This is a genomic window from Wenjunlia vitaminophila DSM 41686, assembly GCF_000380165.1.
GTDB classification, from domain to species: Bacteria; Actinomycetota; Actinomycetes; order Streptomycetales; family Streptomycetaceae; genus Wenjunlia; species Wenjunlia vitaminophila.
Map to the genome: position 1 here is coordinate 51,183 of NZ_KB904662.1, position 18,459 is coordinate 69,641.

Consider the following 18,459-nt stretch of genomic DNA (forward strand, 5'->3'; position numbering starts at 1 on the left):
GTACGACAGCTCACCTCCCAGCCGTCCGCGCGACGTGCAGATTCCGGCGGATGACCGTGGTCATGGGGTGGTTGGGGCCGAGGACACGCAATGCGGCACTGAGGGTGGCCTCGTACAGGGGGATGGCGCGGTCCAGGTCTCCGGCTTCCTGGTAGGCGGTGGCGAGGTTGTTGCGGCTGGTCAGGGTGTGGGGGTGGTTGGGGCCGAGGACACGCAATGCGGCACTGAGGGTGGCCTCGTACAGGGGGATGGCGCGGTCCAGGTCTCCCGCCCCCCGGTAGGCGGCGGCGAGGTTGTTACGGCTGCTCAGGGTGTCGGGGTGGTCAGAGCCGAGGATGCGTTCGCGGTCGGTGAGGGTGGCCTGGTGCAGGGGGATGGCGCGGTCCAGGTCGCCCGCTTCCCGGTAGGCGCTGGCGAGGTTGTTGCGGCTGGTCAGGGTGTGGAGGTGGTCAGGGCCGAGGACACGCAATGCGGCACTGAGGGTGGCCTCGTACAGGGGGATGGCGCGGTCCAGGTCTCCCGCCCCCCGGTAGGCGCTGGCGAGATTGTTGCGGCTGGTCAGGGTACCGGGGTGGTCAGGGCCGTTGAGGCGGATGCTTGTCTGGTGTGCGCGTTCGGCGTAGGCGACGGCCTGCTGGTGCTGGCCCTGGCCACTGAGGAACCAACCGGTCCAGTCGAGGAGGTGAGCGGTGTCCTGGGTGTCCTGATCGGGTGTGGTGAGGCTGGTGTGGGCGTGGACGTGGGGGAGCAGAGCCCTCCAGCGGGCCCAGGTGCCTACGTCGGTTGCGGGATCGGTGGTGGGGAGAGCGATGTGCAGGAGGGCGGCGGCTCGCTCGCGGGCGTGTGTGATGGTGTCCTCGGTGTTGTGGGCGTTGGGGGTGCGGGCGACTGCCTGGACGAGACGGTGCACGCTGACGCTGTTCTCGGTGAGGGTGATCATGCTGTAGGCGGCCAGCGTCCCCAGCGCCTCATTCACCGCGAGCGCATCGTTGGCAGGGGCGGTGAGGACGTCTCGGGGGAGTCGGTCGGGGGCGAGCCAGGCCAGGACGGAGAGCATCGCGACTGCGAGAGGGGTGTGGGTGGCGATGGTCTCCAGGGTCAGGCGCCACGTGCGGGCGATGGTGCGTTCGTGCTGTCCGAGAACGGCGGGGGTGGCGTGGATCCGGGCCGGGTACTCGCGGAGCAACTGGTGGTAGTCGCTGGCGCTGATCTGATTCCGGGCGATGTACGCTCCGGCTTGCTCCAGCGCCAGGGGCAGGCAGCCCAGTTCCGTGGCCAGTTCGGTGAGGGCGGGGCGATGACCGGGGGCGGTGTGACCGCTGGCACGGGCCAACAGGTCGGTGGCGGAGTCCAGGGTCAACACGTCGATGGCCACGGGGTGGGCCAGACGGTGCCATCCGACGGCGCGGCGGCTGGTGATCAACACTCGTCCGGCGTCCAACTGCCCCAGGTACGGCTCGAGGTCGGCGGGGTCCTCGACGTTGTCCAGCACCAGCAACCAACCGGGGTGCGTCTGGAGCCAGGTCAGCGCCCACGTGACATTCGTAGCCGTGTCGGTGCCGGCCTGGCCGTGCAGCCGCTCAGCCAACGCGGCGAGGCCGGCGGTGAGGTTCTGCGGGCTGTCCGCGGTGATCCACCAGGTCAGGGTGTACGCGGAGCGGTGGGTACGGGCATAGTCCAGGGCGAGAGTGGACTTGCCCACACCACCGAGACCGTGAATGGCCTGGGTGATGACACTGTTTCCGTCGTGCACCGCCTCGTGCAGGAGAGCAAGGTCGTCATCCCGGCCCAGGATGGGGCCGTGGAACGGCGGAAGGTTGTGTGCGCCAGTTGTCGCCGGAACGGATGCCGCGGGCGGCAGGGACGGCATGGGCTGGTAGTAGTGGTAGGCGTCGCCGGTGTTCAGGGTGCAGGCTGAGCCGACGGCGGTGGACCTGGTGGCGTTGGCGTGGATGCCGCCCGGCGGTGGTGTGAAGGAGCCGGGCGGCGCGGTCAGTTTGGGTGACCGTCCCTGCCCCCGGTACTGCCGGTGCCGGGGTGGTTGGTGATGGCGTCGCCTGTGGAGACAGCGCCGTGGATGGTCTGCGCGGCGACCGCGCGGTGTCCGGAGGCGGTGATGGTGGCGCCTCCCGGGTAGCCGCCCACCATGTGGGCCAGGTCGGCGGCCAACTCCTCGTCCCCCAGGAGCACCTTCTTGATCTGCCTGCGTAGGGCGCCTTGGGCGTCTGCGTCGTCCGGTTCCTCGGCCAACTCCGCAACGGCACCTTCGACACCGGGTTGACTGCCAGGGCGGCCGATGATCCGGTGCAGGAGCCGTTGCCCCAACGACACCGTCGCACCGGCGGGGGCGTCCTCGGCCTGGATGAGCACTGCCGTGCCGTGGGCGGTCACCACTGCGGTGACCTCACGCGTGATCTCCTCCGACAGAGCAACTGTGTCCACCGCGGTCCGTCCCTCCCCGCACACCACTTTCCGGAGCAGTCTCCCCACCGCCACGGGCTGAAGTCATGTCAGCCAGAGTAGTTGCCGGAGCGTGTGTCCGTGACCACTACCTCACCCAGCGATGACTTCTTGAGGGCTCACACGCTGTGGGTGGTGGCTTCCGGTGCGGGCCTTGGCCGCGGTGAGTTTCTGCTGACGCGGGCGTAGGTTCCGGTTGGAGCCGCCTTGCTGATCGGGGCAGGGCACGGGGCTGCCGTTGTCCGCGATGCCCCGCGCTCGGCCACGGCTGCCCGCTGGTCCCGTGAGTGACGGGCGGCGCTCGGGGAGGTGAGAGGGGGGCCGGCTCACCCGTCACCGGTCAGTGCGCGCTGGAGGATCTCGCGGAACACGGTGGTTGACGGGTGCTCGGGGCCCAGGACGCGTTCGGCGGTGCGGACGGTGGTCTCCAGCAGGGGGACGGCGCGGTCCAGGTCCCCTGCTGCCTCGTAGGCGCTGGCGAGGTTGCCTCGGGTGATCAGGGTGAGGGAGCGGTCGGGGCCGAGGACGCGCTCACAGTCGGCGAGCACGGACTCGTACAGGGGGATGGCCCGGTCCAGGTCCCCGGCCGCCCGATGGGCGCTGGCCAGGTAGTCGCGGGTGGCCAGGGTGTTGGGGTGGTCGGGGCCGAGGAGGTGCTCGAAGTCGGCGAGCACGGATTCGTGCAGGGGGATGGCCCGGGCCGCGTCACCGGCCTTCCAGTAGGCAATGCCGAGGTTGTTGCGGCTGTGCAGCGTGTCAGGGTGGTCGGGGCCGAGGACGCGCTCGAGGTCGGCGAGGATGGATTCGTGCAGGGGGATGGCGCGGTCCAGGTCCCCGGCCGCCTGGTAGGCGCTGGCGAGGCCGCCACGGCTGGCCAACGTCTGGGGATCGCGGGGGCCGAGGACGCGCTCACAGTCGGCGATGACGGACTCGAACACCTCGATGGCGCGGTCCAGGTGTCCGGCGGCCTGGTAGGCGCTGGCCAGGTAGTCGCGGGTGGTGAGGGTGAGGGGGTGGTCGGGGCCGAGGACGCGGGCGCTGTCGGCGAGGACGGACTCCTGCAGCGGGATGGCGCGGTCCACGTCATCGGCGGCCTGGTAGGCGCGGGCGAGGTTGTTGCGGGTGGTGAGGGTGAGGGGGTGGTCGGGGCCGAGGACGCGGGCGCTGTCGGCGAGGATGGACTCGTGCAGGGAAATGGCGCGGTCCACGTCGTTGGCGGCGTGGTAGGCGCGAGCGAGGTTGTTGCGGCTGTTCAGGGTGTAGGGGTGGTCGGGGCCGAGGGTGCGGACGCTGTCGGCGAGGACGGACTCGTGCAGCGGGATGGCGCTGTTCGGGTCTCCCGCTGCCTGGTGGGCCATGGCGAGGTTGTTGCGGCTGGCCAGGGTGTCGGGGTGGAGCGTTCCGTGCAGGCGGGCGGCCGTGTGGACAGCACGTTCGCCGTAGGCGACGGCCAGGTCGGTCTGGCCCTGTCTCGCGAGGAACAGGGCCGTCATGCTGAAGAGCCGGTCGGTGCCCGGCGGGTCGTGACGGGGTTCGGTGAGGGCGGCGTGAGCGTGGATGTGGGGCAGCAGGGCCTTCCACCGGGGCCACGCGCCCAGGTCCACTTCGGGGTCGCCGTCCGGGAGCGCGGCGTTGAGCAGGGCGGTGGCGTGGTGACGGGCGGTGGTGACGGCGTCCTGGGTGCGGTGGGGGTCGTGAGGGTCGATGGTGCGGGTGGTGGTCTGGACGAGGCGGTGGACACTGACCGTGTCCGGGGTGAGGGTGATCATGCTGTAGTCGGCCAGCAGCGCCAACGCCTCGTCCACCGCGAGGACGTCCTGCCCCAGGACGGTGAGGACGTCGCGGGGGAGCTGGTCGGGGGCGAGCCAGGCCAGGACGGACAACAGGCGGACCGCCAGCGGGTCCTGGGCGGCGATGGAGTCCAGTGTCAGGTGCCAGACGCGGGCGACGGTGGCCTCGTGCTGCCCCGCCCTGGCCGGGGTGGCGTGGATCCGGGCCGGGTGGTGGGCGAGGCGTTCGCGGTAGGTGGTGATGCTGACGTGGTGCCGGGTGATGTAGGCCCCGGCCTGCTCCAGCGCCAGGGGGAGGTAGCCGAGGTCGGCGGCGAGCTCGGTCAGGGCCGGCCGGTGGTCGGGGGAGGTGTGGCCGCTGGCGCGGCCCAACAGGTCGGCCGCGGGTCCGGGGGCCAGAACGTCGATCCGGACGGGGTGGGCGAGGTGCCGCCATCCGGTGGCGCGACGGCTGGTGATCAGCACGTGACCGGCGTCGAGCTGTCCCAGGTGCGGTTCGAGGTGTGCGGGGTCCTCCACGTTGTCCAGGACCAGCAGCCATCCCGGGTGGGTCTGCAACCAGGTCAGGGCCCAGGTGGCCTGGTTGGCCGTGCTGACGTGGGAGGTTGGTCGGGCTTGGAGGCGTTCGGCGAGCGCGGCGAGTCCCGCGGTGATGCGCTCCGGGCTGTCGGCGGTGATCCACCAGGTCAGGGTGTGGTCCTGACGGTGCGCGCGGGCGTAGTGCAGGGCCAGGGTTGACTTCCCCACACCGCCGAGACCGTGAACCGCCTGGGTGATGACGCTGTTCCCCTCACGGACCACCTGGTCCAACCAGGCCAGCTCGGCGTCCCGCCCCAGGATCGGGGCGTGGGCGTGGGACAGGTTGTGCAACCCCCGAGGTGCCTCGACGGCGGCCGGGGACGGGGGAGCCGGGTGGTGGGTGACGGTGTCACCGATGTGGAGGGTGCCGGTCAGTGAGCCGATGGCGACGGAGCTGTCGGCGTTGGCGTGGACGCCGCCCGGTGCGGGTGGGGCAGGGCCGGGCGGCGCGGTCAGTTTGGGTGCGGGCCCGCCCCGTTGACGCCGTCGGCACGTCCGGCGCCGGGAGTGATGTGGACGGTGTCGCCGGTGGAGACGTTGCCGTGGATCGTCTGTGCGGCCACCGAACGGTCCCCGGAGGCGGTGACGGTGACGCCCGGGGCACCGGCGACCAGCCGAGCGATGTCCTCGGCCAGGGCGTCGTCGGCGAGCAGGGCCTTCCTGACCTGCATGCGCAGGGCGGCCTGGGCGTCGGGGTCGTCGGGGTCGTCGGCGAGGTCCGCGACGGCGTCCTCCACACCGGGCTGCTCCCCGGGGCGCCCGGTGATCCGCCGCAGCACGCGCTGCCCCAGCGAGACGGTGGCGTCGGCGGTGGTGTCCTGGACCCTGGTGAGCACTGCCGCGCCATAGGCGGCGACGGCGGCGGTGACCACCGGTGTGATCTCGCCCGACAGTGCGACCGCGTCCACCACGTTGCGTCCCCTCCTCGCGAACGAGCCCCCGGCGGGCCCGCCGTCCTGGGGGGCCGCACCGGTTCTTCAGGTTAGCCGTGAACCGCGGCGTGTGGTGGCCGTCTCCCGTCACCCGCGGGGCGGTGGCTCCTGGCACCGCGGGTGCTGCCGCGTCCGGACGGGGCACGCGGGCCGCGGGCCGCGGCGAACGGGGGGGGGTGGCGGTCACCCGATCGGTTCCGTGGCGTCGCGGGGCCGGCCCGGCGCTCCTAGCGTCGCTGGTGACGGGGTGCGGTCAACCGGTCGCGCAGTGAGAGCGCGCCCCGCGCCCCGGCCCTGGAGGCCGCCATGCGCGTCGTCACCACCGCCCGTCGAGTCGCCGTGCTCGCCATATCAGCCGGCTGCCTGGTGGGCGGGTGCCCGACCGCCGGGGCCGCCGAGGGCGACCAGGTGGTCATCACCCCGGCCGCGGTCCAGCCGGGCCAGGCGGTCACCGTCTCCGCCTCCGGGTGCGTCGCGGGCAGCGTCAACGCCAGGCCCCAGGCGTTCTCGGACGCGCTGGTGGACCAGGTGCTGCGGCTGGCGCCCACCGGCGAGCCCGGGACGGTCAGCGGAACGGGGGAGGTCAGCCCGGACGTCTCCCCGGGTACCTTCCTGGTCGAGGTCACCTGTGACCACCCGAACCAGGCGCCCAGCCTGCGGTCCACGCTCACGGTCACCGCGGAAGGCCCGCCCGGGGCCGTCTCCGTCAGTCCGGCCGGCCAGCCGGCGCGGCACGCCGCCCCGCCGGACCGGGAGGCGCGGGACGGTGGGTCGGGGGCGACGTCGCTCGGCAGGACCCTGGCGATGGCCGGGGGCTCGGCGCTGCTGGTCGGGGCGGCCGGGGCAGCGGTCTTCGCCCTGAACAGACGCTCCCGGGGGAACTGAGGCCGAGCGAGGGAACGGGCGCCGGCCGGCGGCAGCGGGGACAAACGGCCTCGGCGGCGGTCGGCCGGGAACGCGGTCGGCGGGAATACCTCCGCCCGTGCCGTCCCGGCTCCCGCGGGTGGGACGCCGGGCGGGAAAGGGCTGGCCATCCAGGAAAGGGCAGGAGCCCCGCACCGTGGCCGGTGCGGGGCTCCTTAGGAACTGCGCGAGGCGCGATTACGCGGGGCTGACGTTCTCCGCCTGCGGGCCCTTGGGGCCCTGGGTGACGTCGAAGGTGACCTGCTGGTTCTCTTCGAGCGAACGGAAGCCGGACGCGTTGATCGCGGAGTAGTGGACGAAGACATCGGGACCGCCGCCGTCCTGGGCGATGAAGCCGAAGCCCTTTTCAGCGTTGAACCACTTGACGGTTCCGGTAGCCATAAAAATTCTCCTAGGCACAGACGCTGGTTCCGCCTTGTGCGGATCCCAGATCGCTGCCGTTTTCGCCCCGCATCCAGAACCTTTTTGTGAAAAGCCTGAAAAACTACAAAAGCCTGCGGGTTACATGCTCCGGTCACATGCGCCGGTTACATGATTACTCGCAGGCTTTGAGTACTGCAAGGAAACCAAACTGCAACTTGGCTTTAAGCCTAGCATGGGCACCGGGGTCGGGCCAGGGTCGGCGATGGCGAATTACTCCGGTCGGGTTCCTTCCCCAAGGGCCCGTTCCGCGTACCGACCGGGGGCCCGGCCGGTACGCCGGCGGGGCGGGTCTAGCCTGCCGGTGTGGACAATCGCGCAGTGCCTGCCGGCGCCCAGCGGCGTCGCCCCCGAGTCGGTCACATCCAGTTCCTCAACTGCCTGCCCCTGTACTGGGGCCTGGCCCGCACCGGGAACCTGCTGGACCTCGAGCTGACCAAGGACACCCCCGACCAGCTCAACGAGCAACTGGCCGGTGGTGCCCTGGACATCGCCCCGATCTCCCTGGTGGAGTTCCTGCGGCACGCCGAGGACCTGGTGGTGCTGCCGGACATCGCGGTCGGCAGCGACGGCCCGGTGATGTCCTGCCTGATCGTCAGCCAGGTGCCGCTGGAGCGGCTCGACCGGGAGAAGGTCGCCCTGGGCTCCACCAGCCGCACCGCGGTCCGGCTGGCCCAGCTCCTGCTCGCCGAACGGATCGGGGTGGACCCCGACTACTACACCTGCCCGCCCGACCTGGGGCTGATGATGCAGGAGGCACAGGCGGGGGTGCTGATCGGTGACGCGGCGCTGCGCGCCTCGCTGCACGACGCGCCCCGGCTGGGGCTCCAGGTACACGACCTGGGGGAGATGTGGCGGGAGTGGACGGGACTCCCGTTCGTCTTCGCGGTGTGGGCGGCCCGCCGGGAGTTCCTGGCCCGGGAGCCCGACACCGTCGCCGAGGTGCACCGTTCCTTCCTGGCCTCCCGCGACCTGTCGCTGACGGAGGTGACCAAGGTGGCCGAGCAGGCGGCGCGCTGGGAGGCGTTCGACGCCGAGGTGCTACAGCGGTACTTCCTCACCCTGGACTACTCGCTGGGCGAGCGGCAGCTCGCCGGCATCCGGGCGTTCGCCCGCAGGATCGCGGACACCGCGGGGTTCGCCCCGGACGTGGACATCGAGCTGTTCGACCCCCGGCCCGCGGAGCCGACCGGGGGGTGACGCCGGGCCCTGTCCCGGCCCGCCGGGCCGGGACGGGGCCCGCCGTCCACCGTCAGGTCGTCGTCAGCGGCACCTGCACCACGTGCACCGCCCCGTCCCCCAGGTGCAGCAGGCCCCGGCCCGGCTGGATGGGCTGGCCGACCTGGTTGCGTTGCAGCCGCACCCCGAGCAGGTCGGCGTCGGAGATGTTCTGCGGGGAGAGCAACAGCCCGCGGCGGGCCTTCTTCGCCTCCACCTGCCAGCCGGAGAACCCTCCGCAGACGTCGTCCGCGTCACCGGCGATCACCACGCCGACGTGTGCCCCGACGGACCGCCGCAGCACCGAGGAGAGCACGTCGGAGGCGTCGCAGGAACGGAGCATCTCCGCGTCGTCCACCAGGATCATCCCGGGCCCGCTGAGCCGGGAGATGGCCTCGCTCAGTTCGTCGGCGTCGATGTCGTCGCCCTCGAAGTACCCGGCCACGCCGGGGGCCCTGGCCAGCATCCGCATCGGCGACTGCCGCGGCGCACCGATGATCACCTGGGTGCCCACCGTGAGGAACGAGCGGGTCATGGTGAGCAGGGTGGTGCTGCGGCCGGAGCGCGGCGGCCCGGCGATGACGAACGCCGGAGTGCCCTGGGACAGGTCCGGTCCGAGCGCGGTGAGCTGGTCGCCGCCGACCGCGGCCATCGCCCACATCGCCCCCCGGTCGGCGTCCCGCAGGTCCCACGCCTCCTCGAAGGTGATCCGCTGCGGCAGGACGTCCACCCGGAACGGCCACCGGTGGCGCGGCACCCCGGCGTCCCTCCGCCTGGCCGCGGCGCCGATGGCCTCGATCGCCGCCGCCTGCGCCTGACCGGCCACGTCCTCGGTGAGCAGGGCGACGTGCGTCTCCACCGCCCCCTGGGCGCGGAACCCGCGCCCGGGCGGGATGCTGGACGGGATCTTCCTCGGGTTGAGCCCCAGCAGCGTCAGGTCCGAGGGATCACTGAGCTGGAACGACAGCTTGTTCTCGGTGAGCGTGGAGATCCGGCCGGTGAGCAGGGTGCGGTCCCCGGTGATGATCAGGTGGACCCCGACCGAGGCGCCCTCGCGCAGGATCTGGAACAGCGTGTCCACCAGCGCGCCGGAGTTGAGGTCGCCCAGCGACGCCAGGAACCCCTCCCAGCGGTCCAGCATCAGCACGATGTGCGGCAGCCGCTCGTGCTCGGGCACCCCGTTGCGCTGCTCGTTGATGTCGGTGAAGCCGCGCTCGCCGAGGGCGGACATCCGCTCCTGGACCACGTTGGCCAGCTTCTCCACCAGCCGGATGGCCCGGTCCGACTCGTTGCTGCGCACCACCGCGCCGCAGTGCGGCAGCTTGTTCAGGGCGAGCAGCGCGCCGTTGCCGCAGTCCAACGCGTACAGGTGGACGTCCGCGCAGGTGTTGTACTGGGCGATCGAGCCGGCCATGGTGCGCAGCACCTGGGAGCGGCCCATCCTCGGCGCCCCGGAGATCAGCATGTGGCCGAACGTGGTCAGGTCCACCGACGCGGTGCGCCTGGCCTGCTGGCCCGGCAGGTCGTCCACCGCGTACGGGGCGGCGACCAGGCCGTCCGAGGAGGCGTGGGTGGGCGCGGGGAGCTCGGCGATCACCATCTTCTCCGGCAGGGCCGGCAGCCAGGGGCTGTGCTGCGGCGGGATCTGGAGCTGGGCGTTGGCCCCCTGGATCGCCTCGACCAACACCGCGAGGTCGGTCAGCAGGTCGTCGTCGTTGCCGCCGCCGCTGGACGGCCGCTCGGGCGCGGGGCGGCCCAGCGCCTCCCAGCCCAGGGCCACGCTCCACGGGGCGGGCACGGACGCGGAGGCCACCTGACCCGGCCTGCGGCCCCCGACGCGCCCGGACTGGAACGGCAGCAGGGAGGCTGCGCCGAGCCGGACGAAGGCGCGGCCGGGGGTGGACTTGGAGATGTAGCCGGAGTCGGGGGCGTCGATGACGTCCATGGACTCGCTGGCGTCGGTGACCCGCAGGGCGATCCGCAGGTTGGTGTTGGCCCGGATCTCCGGGGAGACCACACCCGAGGGGCGCTGGGTGGCCAGGATCAGGTGGATGCCGAGCGACCGACCGCGCTGGGCGATGTTCACCAGGCCGGTGACGAAGTCCGGGAGCTCCCGGGCCATGGACGCGAACTCGTCGATGACCAGCAGCAGCCGCGGCATCGGGGCGAGCGACGGGTTCCGCCGCATCGCGATCAGGTAGTCCTCCAGGTCCTTGGTGCCGGCCGCGGCCAGGATGTGCTCGCGGCGGCGCAGCTCCGCGCCGAGGGACTCCAGGGCCCGCTCCACCAGATGGGTGTCGAGGTCGGTGACCATGCCCACGGTGTGCGGCAGCTTCACGCAGTCCTTGAACGCCGAGCCGCCCTTGTAGTCCACCAGGACGAAGGTCATGGCGTCCGGCCGGTTCACCACCGCGAGCGACGCCACCAGGGTCTGCAACAGCTCGGACTTGCCGGAGCCGGTGGTGCCGGCGACCAGGCCGTGCGGTCCGTCCCTGACCAGGTCGATGGAGAACGGGCCGTCGAACGACGCGCCGACCACGGCGGAGGTGCTGCGCCCGCCCATGTTCCACAGCGCGGCGATCGCGTCGGGGTTGGGCGGCTCCATGTTGATGACGTCGAGCAGCCGACAGGCGTCCGGCAGCGCCGAGGTCTCGTCCCCGCTGACGTCCCGGACCGGGGCGATGGCGCGGGCCACCTGCTCGCACCACTGCGGCGTCACGCAGTCCGGGCGCACGCTCTCCGCGGGCTGCTCACCGGCCATGGAGACCTGGAGCAGCCCGTAGTAGTCCTCCTCCACCAGCGCCCGGCACTCCTCGGGCAGCAGCCGGCGGTCCGCGTCCAGGCAGATCAGGTGGATGCCGACCTGCGGCCCCTCACGCAGGATCTGGGTCAGGCCCGGCATGGCGCGCAGCCGTCGGGAGCCGTCGAGGACCACCAGCACAGTGGGGCCGGACCAGATCTGGTTGGGCTGGATCCCGGCGTCGCGGGCGGCCTCCTGACGGGCGGTGAGCTGGGCGAGGAGTTCGCTGATCCGCCGGGCGACGCTGTCCGCCTCGGTGCCCAGCAGGACCACGGCGCTCTGCCCCTCGCGGGCGCGGGCGTGCGGCAGCCACCGCACCCACTCCCAGGAGTGGCGGCCCTGCGGTTCGGTGAGCACGCAGATGCTGAGGTCCGCGGGGGTGTGCAGGACGGCGGCCTGGGTGACGAGCCAGCGGCCGATGGCCCGGGGCAGCTCCCCGCGGCCGGCGATGCCGACCACCCCGTGCCGGCGCAGCGGGATGGTGATCGGCACGTCGAGCAGCTTGCGCGGGTCCTTGCGCTTGTGCTCCTCCTGCTGCGGGTCGGTGACCTGCACCTCCGACGGCAGGGTGCCGGTGCCGACGCGGAGCAGGCCGTGGTCCTCGTCGGTGAGGCGGCGCTCCCACAGCCGTTGCCCGGGGCCGGTGGCGGTGAGGAAGAGCGCGGCCGGGTCCGGGGCGCCCAGTCGGCGGGCCAGGGTCTCGGCGGACATGGCCTTGCGGGCCTGCCGCTCGATGGAGTCCTTGGCCCGTCCCCACTCGGCGAGGGTCTTCCGGAACGACTTCTTGCCGTGCTTCTTGTCGTAGAAGTAGTTGGCGACCAGGGCGATCGGGCTGAGCACCGCCAGGATCAGGAAGATCATCCGGTCCATGATCAGCGCCATGGTCACGGCGCCGACCAGGGGCACCAGGGCCATGATCCACGGGAGCGGGCGGTTCTCCGTCTCCTTGGGCTTGGAGGGGATGGCGAACTGGGTGAGGCGGGGTGGCGGGGTGATCCGCGGCGGGCGGTTGTAGTCGAACCCGGTGCCGTCCTCGGACGGCTTCAGCGCGGTGTCCGGGAAGGTGGGCGGGGCCAGTTCGAGGAGTGTCTGGCCGACCCCGACCACGCTGCGGTACCGCCAGGGCTTCGGTTGTTCGAGCGGCTGGCCGTCCATGGTGGCCGAGCTGCCGAACACCGGACGGGCGGTGACCGTGCCGTCCACCGCCACGTCCACCTCGACCGCGGAGCTGGGGAGGGCGGCGTCGTTCACCCGGATCCAGGCGTCGGTGCCGCTGCCGACCACGGTCACCCCGGGGCCGAGCCGGTGCACCCCGCCGGCGTCGGGGCCGCCGACGATCCGCAGCTCGACGGTGCCCTGGGCCTGGGGCGGCGGGCAGGCGGCCGGGTCGGCGATGCTGACCAGCGCGCCGTCGCGCACCGGGGAGGCGTCGAGCGGCACCGCCGGGTCGATCCGGAACCCGTTGACGTGGAGGATCGGTGGCCCCGCGCCGTCGTCCGGCCGTCCGAGCTGGCGGGCGATCTCGGCGGCGAGCGCGCCCACCGAGGAGGCGGGATCGGCATCGACCAGCAGGTCCGCACGGTCCTCGCGGACGGGGTCGATGACGCTGAGCTGGAGTTCCACGGTGCCGTCCCCCTGGGGCGTTGTTCTTGCCTGCCGTCACCGCCGTCAACACCGCGACGGTGGCGGCCAGGCCCCATCATGCAACAGGCCGGTCGGACCGCGCGCCGGCAGGAACCGGGGTGTGGCCGGCGGTGGTGTCCTCGTACCGGCGAGTGACGCCGGGGCGGATGCCGGGGCGGACGCCCGGGCGGCGGGCCGCGCCGGTGCGAGCGAAAGGGTTTGTTGCTCCGTCGGGAACCGTTGATCGGGTGCCGCTCGTCCCAACCGGTAGTCCGGCCCCGGGGCCGGCGGAGCCGTTCCGTGTCGTGTTCGTCACGACACGTCGGTGTTCCGCTTGTGCTGACGGGCTGGATGCGTCTGGGCCAACCGTACGCCTAGAGTGGTGCGGTGGGCCGCTATAACGACAATGCGGTAGTACGAAAGAAGTAGTAACAGGAGCCACGGGGGACGGCCCTGGGGCAAGGTCAGTGAAGGGTGAGTCTTCATGTCTAATGTTTCCGTTACTTATCAGGACATGCGGGACGCGGCCAAGAAGCTCCAGAACGGCCAGCAGGAGATCGAGCAGAAGCTGGCTGACCTGAAGAAGCTGGTCACCAGCCTGGTGAACGGCGGCTACGTCACGGACCGCTCGTCGAAGCAGTTCGACCAGTCCTACGACGAGTTCAACGAGGGCGCCAAGAAGACCATCGAGGGTCTCGACGGCATGGGCAAGTTCCTGGAGAGCGCCGCCGACGCCTTCGAGCGCGCGGACGACGAGCTGGCCAAGGGCCTGGGCAAGTAAGGGCGCGGCCCGGTACCCGACTCAGTGAGCAGCACCCTGTAGGGCGTTGCCGAACCGGCCTGCGACACACCGCGGGCCGGTTCGGCTACGGGGGAACGAGGAGACACCGTGAGCGACCTGTGCGTGAGCTACGACACGCTCGAAGACTGCGAGTCTGACCTGAAGACCATCCAGAGCGAGTTCGAGAAATGCGGCGAGCGCAGGGACCAACTGCGCGGCATCTGGGGGTCCGGCGAGGTCGCCGACGCCATGGGAGATTTCGTCGGCAACTGGGACCGCCACCGCAAGGAACTGGTCCAGTCGATCAAGTCGGTCGGCGAGATGGTGACCAACACCCTGACGACGTTCAAGGACACGGACAAGAAACTCGCCGACAACTGCAAGGGCGACTGATCGAGCAGGGGGAGAACGAACCATGGCCAGGCCCACGGACTGGAGACCGCTCGCCGACCAGGACCCGGTCCCCGGCAACCCCCAGTCCATCCGTGAGGAGAGCTCGCGGATGTCCGACATCGGCGTCATCATCCGCGACCAGGTCAACAAGCTGCGGCAGATAGGCAAGGACAGCACCCTCAAGGGCAAGTACGCCAACGAGCTGCGCACCGCGGCCAGCGACCTCGCCGGGAAGCTGGACAAGACCGCCGGCCGCTACGAGCAGGTCTCGGGTCACCTCAGCACCTGGGCGTCGGAGCTCGAGCACGCCCAGAGCCTGTCGATCCAGGCCCTGAACATGGCGCCGTCACAGAACGCCGTCGACACCGCCGGAGCCAAGCCCTCCAAGAAGACGGAGGACATGACGAAGGAGGAGCGCGAGGCGGAGCAGACCCGCAAGGACGCCGCGAAGAAGACCAACGAGGCGCTCGAGGCCGCCAAGTCCAAGCTGCGCGAGGCCACCAGCCACCGCGACAAGAAGGAAGACGAGATCGCGGGGAAGATCCGCAAGTCCATCGACGACGACGTCGAGGACAGTTGGTGGGACAACGTCAAGGACTTCGTCGACAAGTACGCCGACGTCATCAAGATCGTCATTGACGTGATCAGTTGGGTCGCCACCGCGGTCGCGATCATCGCGATGTTCGTCCCGGGTCTGAACGTGGTCATGTTCCTGCTGATCGCCGGCCTCATCGTGGTCGCGGGCAGATCCCTGCTCGCGGCGACCGGCAACGCGAGCTGGATGGAAGTCGCCGTCGACACCTTCGGTCTGCTGACCATGGGCGTCGGCCGGGCCGGCATGGCCGCCCTGAAGGGCGCCAACGCCACCGCCAAGGCCTCGTCCATCGCCGCCCGCCGGGGCATGGTCAAGGCCGCGATGCGCAACAGCAGTGCCCAGCGCCAGCAGCTCGGCCGGGTGCTGAACAGCAAGACGGCGAGCGCGGCGCAGAAGCGGGCGGCCAAGGCCCAGATCGACGCCCTGAAGCGGCAGGCCCGCCGCGGCGCCCCCAGCGTCCCGATGAGCCCCACCCCGGTGGGCGGGAAGCTGGCCAAGGTGCTCAACCAGGGTGACACCGAGGGCGTGGCGCTGCTGAACAACGTCAACCGGATGGCCAACCGCTTCCCCGAGGCCGTGACCACCGTCAACAAGGCCCGCCTGGGCTACGGCACCGCCCAGGCCGCGAACTGGGGCGGCCTCGGCGTGGACCTCGGCGACAAGACGTTCGGCAACGCCGACTCCATGCCGTTCAAGCCCTACAACGAGGGCTACAACGACTGGAAGGGCAGCACCTGGCAGGCCCCGGTGGGATCGACGTGGTAGACGTCGCCCCCGCGCTGCCGGCGCCCACCGGCTACACCGTGGTGATACCGCCCGGCTGGTCCCGGATCCCGTTGCGGTCCGGGACCGACGAGGCCGTGAAGAAGATCGTGGACGAGGCGGTCGAGCAGCTCCCCGACGACGTCCCCAAGGACAAGCTCAGCCTGCTGCGGATGGACCTGATCAAGCGGCTGCGCAAGGCGTCCCGGGAGGCCAAGTCCAACTCGGGGCTCGACCTCTACCTGCCGGTGGAGACGATGCACGGGGTGTTCGTGGCCGCCTCGTTCATCGTCTCGGAGTTCCGCTACGAGTCCGTCACCGAGATCGACCCGTCGATGGTGGCCGCCCGGCTGCTGTCCACGTCCGAGGGCGCCGAACCGACCACGCTGGACGGGGCGATCGGGATGCGGGTGGAGCGGGTCGCCGAGCCCAGCGAGAAGCGCGGTGTGGAGTACGCCAGCCGACGGGTGGACTACGTGGTGAACGTCCCGGAGGACCCGAACCGCTGGGTCAGCGTAGGCTTCAGCACCGTGGCCGACGGCGAGCCCCGCAGCGAGTTCGCCGACGTCCTCGTGGAACTGTTCGACGCCATCATGACCACCTTCCGCTGGAGCCATCCATGAGCTGGATCGATGTCGACTACGACGTGGACACCTTTCTGTGGATGCCCACCTCCTTCGAGGAGGAGGCGGGCTTCTCCGGACCCGAGGAGTGGGGGCGCCTGTTCGCCGAGGCCCTGTGGGACCTCCAGGAGGAGGGCCCTGAGCTGGACGAGCAGGTGGACAGCCTCGCCGCCTCGCTGACCAACTTCGCCGAGCAGATTCCCGCCGCCTTCCCGGGACAGGCCGTCTACCTCCACGTGCCCGACCCGCGCCAGATGCCGATGCCGGTGTACGTGGACTCCTGGCCGGCGGAGGGGGACCGCACGGAGCGGCTCCGGGAGATCGTCCGGGCGGACGACACCGAGGCGGTGGAGAAGCCCATGGTGGACGAGTTCGAGACCGAGCACCTGGGCCGGGGCCTGCGGTCCCTTCGGTACTTCACCGAGCCGCAGGAGGGTGCGCTGTGCTGCTCGGTGAACTACGCCTGGCGGGTCCCCGAGCACGGCATCGACGTGCGGGTGTGGTCGGTCAGCGGTGACCTGGGCCGGGTGGCGATGGCGCTGGACGACATCGACGCGCTGACCCGGTCCATCCGCGTCCGCGCCGACGACGACCTCCCGGACGAGCCGGACGACGAGGACGACGCGCCGGGGGCGTGAGGCCTCGCGCCACCGCCTCCGCCGTGCCGCCACCGGGACCGGTCCCGCACCTCCCGGGCCCCGCGCGGCGGCACCTCGCCCTGACCGGCGGCCGTCAGTTCACGGGCCCACCGCTCGGTCGTCGAGGGCACGTTGACCGGGGCTCCCCCGACACGGGTCGGGCGCACGCTGAACTGGCGTACGAACTGGTGGAGTCGTTGGAGGTCCGGGCCTGACCTGTCGGGTCACCAGCGCGTGGGCAAGTAGGTGGAGATGGAACGACTTGGACCTGACGACCCCGGACGCATAGGCGACTACCGGCTGCTGCGGCGGCTCGGCGTGGGCGGGATGGGGCGGGTGTACCTCGGCCGGACCGCCGGCGGCAGGACCGTCGCGGTCAAGGTGGTGCGGTCGGAGCTGGCCGACGACACCGAGTTCAGGGCCCGGTTCCGCCAGGAGGTGGCGGCGGCCCGCCGGGTCGGCGGGGCGTGGACGGCCCAGGTCCTGGACGCGGACACCGAGGGGCCGAGGCCCTGGGTGGCCACCGGCTACGTCGCCGGGCCCGCGCTGCACCAGGCGGTCGCCGAGTTCGGGCCGCTGCCGGCGGAGTCGGTGCGGGCGCTGGTCGCCGGCCTCGCCGAGACCCTCGCCGCGGTGCACGGCATGGACCTGGTGCACCGGGACGTCAAGCCGTCCAACGTGATCCTGGCCGTGGACGGACCCCGCCTGATCGACTTCGGGATCGCCCGGGCGCTGGACGCCACCGCCTCGCTGACCCGCAGCGGGATCGTCGTGGGCTCGCCCGGTTACATGTCGCCCGAGCAGGTCCTCGGCAACCCGGTCGGCGCCGAGACCGACGTCTTCTCCCTCGGCGCGGTGCTCGCGTTCGCCGCGCTGGGACGTGGGCCGTTCCCCGGCAGCAACACCGCCGCCATGCTCTACAAGGTGGCCCACGAGGAACCGGAGCTCGGCGACCTCGACGGGGCCCTGCGCACGGTGGCGCGGGAGTGCCTGCGCAAGGAGCCGGAGCGTCGGCCGAAGCCGGCCGAGGTGGTGCGGGCGCTGACCGGGCAGGAGTCCGCCGCGGCCCTGTTCCCCACCGGGTGGCTGCCGCAGGCGGTGGTCACCTCGCTGGGCCGCAAGGCGGTGGAACTGCTCGACCTCGACGACGAGGGCGCGGCCCCCGTGCCCGCCGCCCCGCCGGGAGGCGTCACCGGGCAGTTCGGGCCCCCGCCCCGGTGGGACGCCTCCGGCCCGCAGGACGAGGTTCCCGGAACGGGACCCCGGCCTCCCGGGCCCCCCGGGCCCGCCGTTTCCGCCGCGGGCGTCGCCGCGGCGCCGACCCAGCCCTGGACGGCCCGACGCCCCACACCGCCCCCGGTGCCGCACACGGACGGCGCGTCCCGCCAGGAGCCGGGCGGGACGCGCCGTCGGCGGGGCCGGGTGGCGGCGGTGACCGCCGGGGCCCTGGTGCTGGCCGGGGCGCTCGCCACCGCGGGGGTGCTGCTGCTGGACGGGGACGACGAGCCGGCCGGGAAGGACCGGCGCCAGCAGGCCGCGGACACGGTGCCGCAGGGGTACCTGGGCACCTGGGAGGGGACCACCACGACCGCCAACATGGGCGTGCCCAGCAGCCTGAAGCTCACCATCAAGGGGGGCAGGGTCGGCGAGAACGTCGCCCGCGACTCGTTCACGCTGCTGAGCTTCGACTGCAGCTCCGACTGGAAGCTGACCGAGGTGAAGGAGGACCGGCTGGTCTTCGACACCCGCTGGCCGAAGGACCACCCCAACCCGTACCCGGGCATCTGTTCCTCCGGCAGCGACTCCACCACGCTGCGGCTCATCGGTGACGGCCGGTTGCTCTACGAGTCGGGGGACGAGCAGGCCGGCCGCCCCAGGGGCGAACTGACCAGGATCGACGACACCGACGAGGGCTGACCGG

At 71.8% G+C, this 18,459-nt stretch carries 14 protein-coding genes; 8 read left to right on the forward strand and 6 right to left on the reverse strand.

Annotation, left to right across the window (positions count from 1 at the left end; genetic code table 11):
• Positions 1-10 precede the first annotated feature (10 nt).
• From A3IG_RS0111025 to A3IG_RS0111040, 4 genes are all read right to left on the reverse strand, one after another.
• Complete coding sequence (locus tag A3IG_RS0111025; protein WP_078500290.1) at positions 11-1,870, reverse strand: tetratricopeptide repeat protein; 1,860 nt, start codon at positions 1,868-1,870, stop codon at positions 11-13.
• A gap of 122 nt (positions 1,871-1,992) precedes the next feature.
• Positions 1,993-2,442 (reverse strand): hypothetical protein, encoded by a 450-nt coding sequence (locus tag A3IG_RS0111030; RefSeq protein WP_040911234.1) that lies wholly within the window; start codon positions 2,440-2,442, stop codon positions 1,993-1,995.
• Positions 2,443-2,786: 344 nt separating this feature from the next.
• The gene (locus A3IG_RS35695; protein WP_018383626.1) at positions 2,787-5,120 is read right to left on the reverse strand and encodes a tetratricopeptide repeat protein; all 2,334 of its coding nucleotides are present in this window, start codon (positions 5,118-5,120) and stop codon (positions 2,787-2,789) included.
• A 161-nt stretch (positions 5,121-5,281) separates the two neighbouring features.
• Positions 5,282-5,740 (reverse strand): hypothetical protein, encoded by a 459-nt coding sequence (locus A3IG_RS0111040; RefSeq protein WP_018383627.1) that lies wholly within the window; start codon positions 5,738-5,740, stop codon positions 5,282-5,284.
• Between the two features lie 327 nt (positions 5,741-6,067).
• On the opposite strand from A3IG_RS0111040, the gene A3IG_RS0111045 reads away from it, so the two are divergent.
• Entirely contained in the window at positions 6,068-6,646 is a 579-nt protein-coding gene (locus tag A3IG_RS0111045) for a hypothetical protein (protein WP_018383628.1), read from the forward strand.
• A gap of 216 nt (positions 6,647-6,862) precedes the next feature.
• On the opposite strand, the gene A3IG_RS0111050 is transcribed toward A3IG_RS0111045, so the two are convergent.
• On the reverse strand, positions 6,863-7,066 hold the full coding sequence (locus tag A3IG_RS0111050) for a cold-shock protein (RefSeq protein ID WP_016574426.1): 204 nt from the start codon (positions 7,064-7,066) through the stop codon (positions 6,863-6,865).
• A 345-nt stretch (positions 7,067-7,411) separates the two neighbouring features.
• On the opposite strand from A3IG_RS0111050, the gene A3IG_RS29310 reads away from it, so the two are divergent.
• Positions 7,412-8,305 carry a menaquinone biosynthetic enzyme MqnA/MqnD family protein gene (locus A3IG_RS29310; protein WP_051087456.1) on the forward strand — a complete coding sequence of 298 codons (894 nt, stop codon included), beginning with the start codon at positions 7,412-7,414 and terminating at the stop codon, positions 8,303-8,305.
• A gap of 52 nt (positions 8,306-8,357) precedes the next feature.
• Here the strand turns inward: A3IG_RS29310 and A3IG_RS0111060 are convergent, their stop codons facing one another.
• Positions 8,358-12,746 carry an FtsK/SpoIIIE domain-containing protein gene (locus A3IG_RS0111060; protein WP_018383630.1) on the reverse strand — a complete coding sequence of 1,463 codons (4,389 nt, stop codon included), beginning with the start codon at positions 12,744-12,746 and terminating at the stop codon, positions 8,358-8,360.
• 484 nt (positions 12,747-13,230) lie between these two features.
• Between A3IG_RS0111060 and A3IG_RS0111065 the strand changes: the two genes are divergently transcribed.
• From A3IG_RS0111065 to A3IG_RS0111095, 6 genes are all read left to right on the forward strand, one after another.
• A complete protein-coding gene (locus tag A3IG_RS0111065; protein WP_078500292.1) occupies positions 13,231-13,527 on the forward strand; it encodes a WXG100 family type VII secretion target in 297 nt (98 codons plus the stop codon).
• A 108-nt stretch (positions 13,528-13,635) separates the two neighbouring features.
• A complete protein-coding gene (locus A3IG_RS0111070; RefSeq protein WP_018383632.1) occupies positions 13,636-13,920 on the forward strand; it encodes a WXG100 family type VII secretion target in 285 nt (94 codons plus the stop codon).
• 22 nt (positions 13,921-13,942) lie between these two features.
• Positions 13,943-15,280, forward strand: a complete 1,338-nt coding sequence (locus A3IG_RS0111075) for a putative T7SS-secreted protein (protein ID WP_018383633.1) — start codon at positions 13,943-13,945, stop codon at positions 15,278-15,280.
• Positions 15,274-15,900, forward strand: coding sequence for a hypothetical protein (locus tag A3IG_RS0111080; RefSeq protein WP_018383634.1), 627 nt, complete (start codon positions 15,274-15,276; stop codon positions 15,898-15,900). The genes A3IG_RS0111075 and A3IG_RS0111080 overlap by 7 nt, the downstream gene beginning before the upstream one ends.
• Positions 15,897-16,538 (forward strand): hypothetical protein, encoded by a 642-nt coding sequence (locus tag A3IG_RS29315; protein ID WP_018383635.1) that lies wholly within the window; start codon positions 15,897-15,899, stop codon positions 16,536-16,538. The genes A3IG_RS0111080 and A3IG_RS29315 overlap by 4 nt, the downstream gene beginning before the upstream one ends.
• A 252-nt stretch (positions 16,539-16,790) precedes the next feature.
• Positions 16,791-18,455: a serine/threonine-protein kinase gene (locus A3IG_RS0111095; RefSeq protein WP_018383637.1), complete on the forward strand. Its 1,665-nt coding sequence runs from the start codon at positions 16,791-16,793 to the stop codon at positions 18,453-18,455.
• The last annotated feature ends 4 nt before the right edge of the window (positions 18,456-18,459 follow it).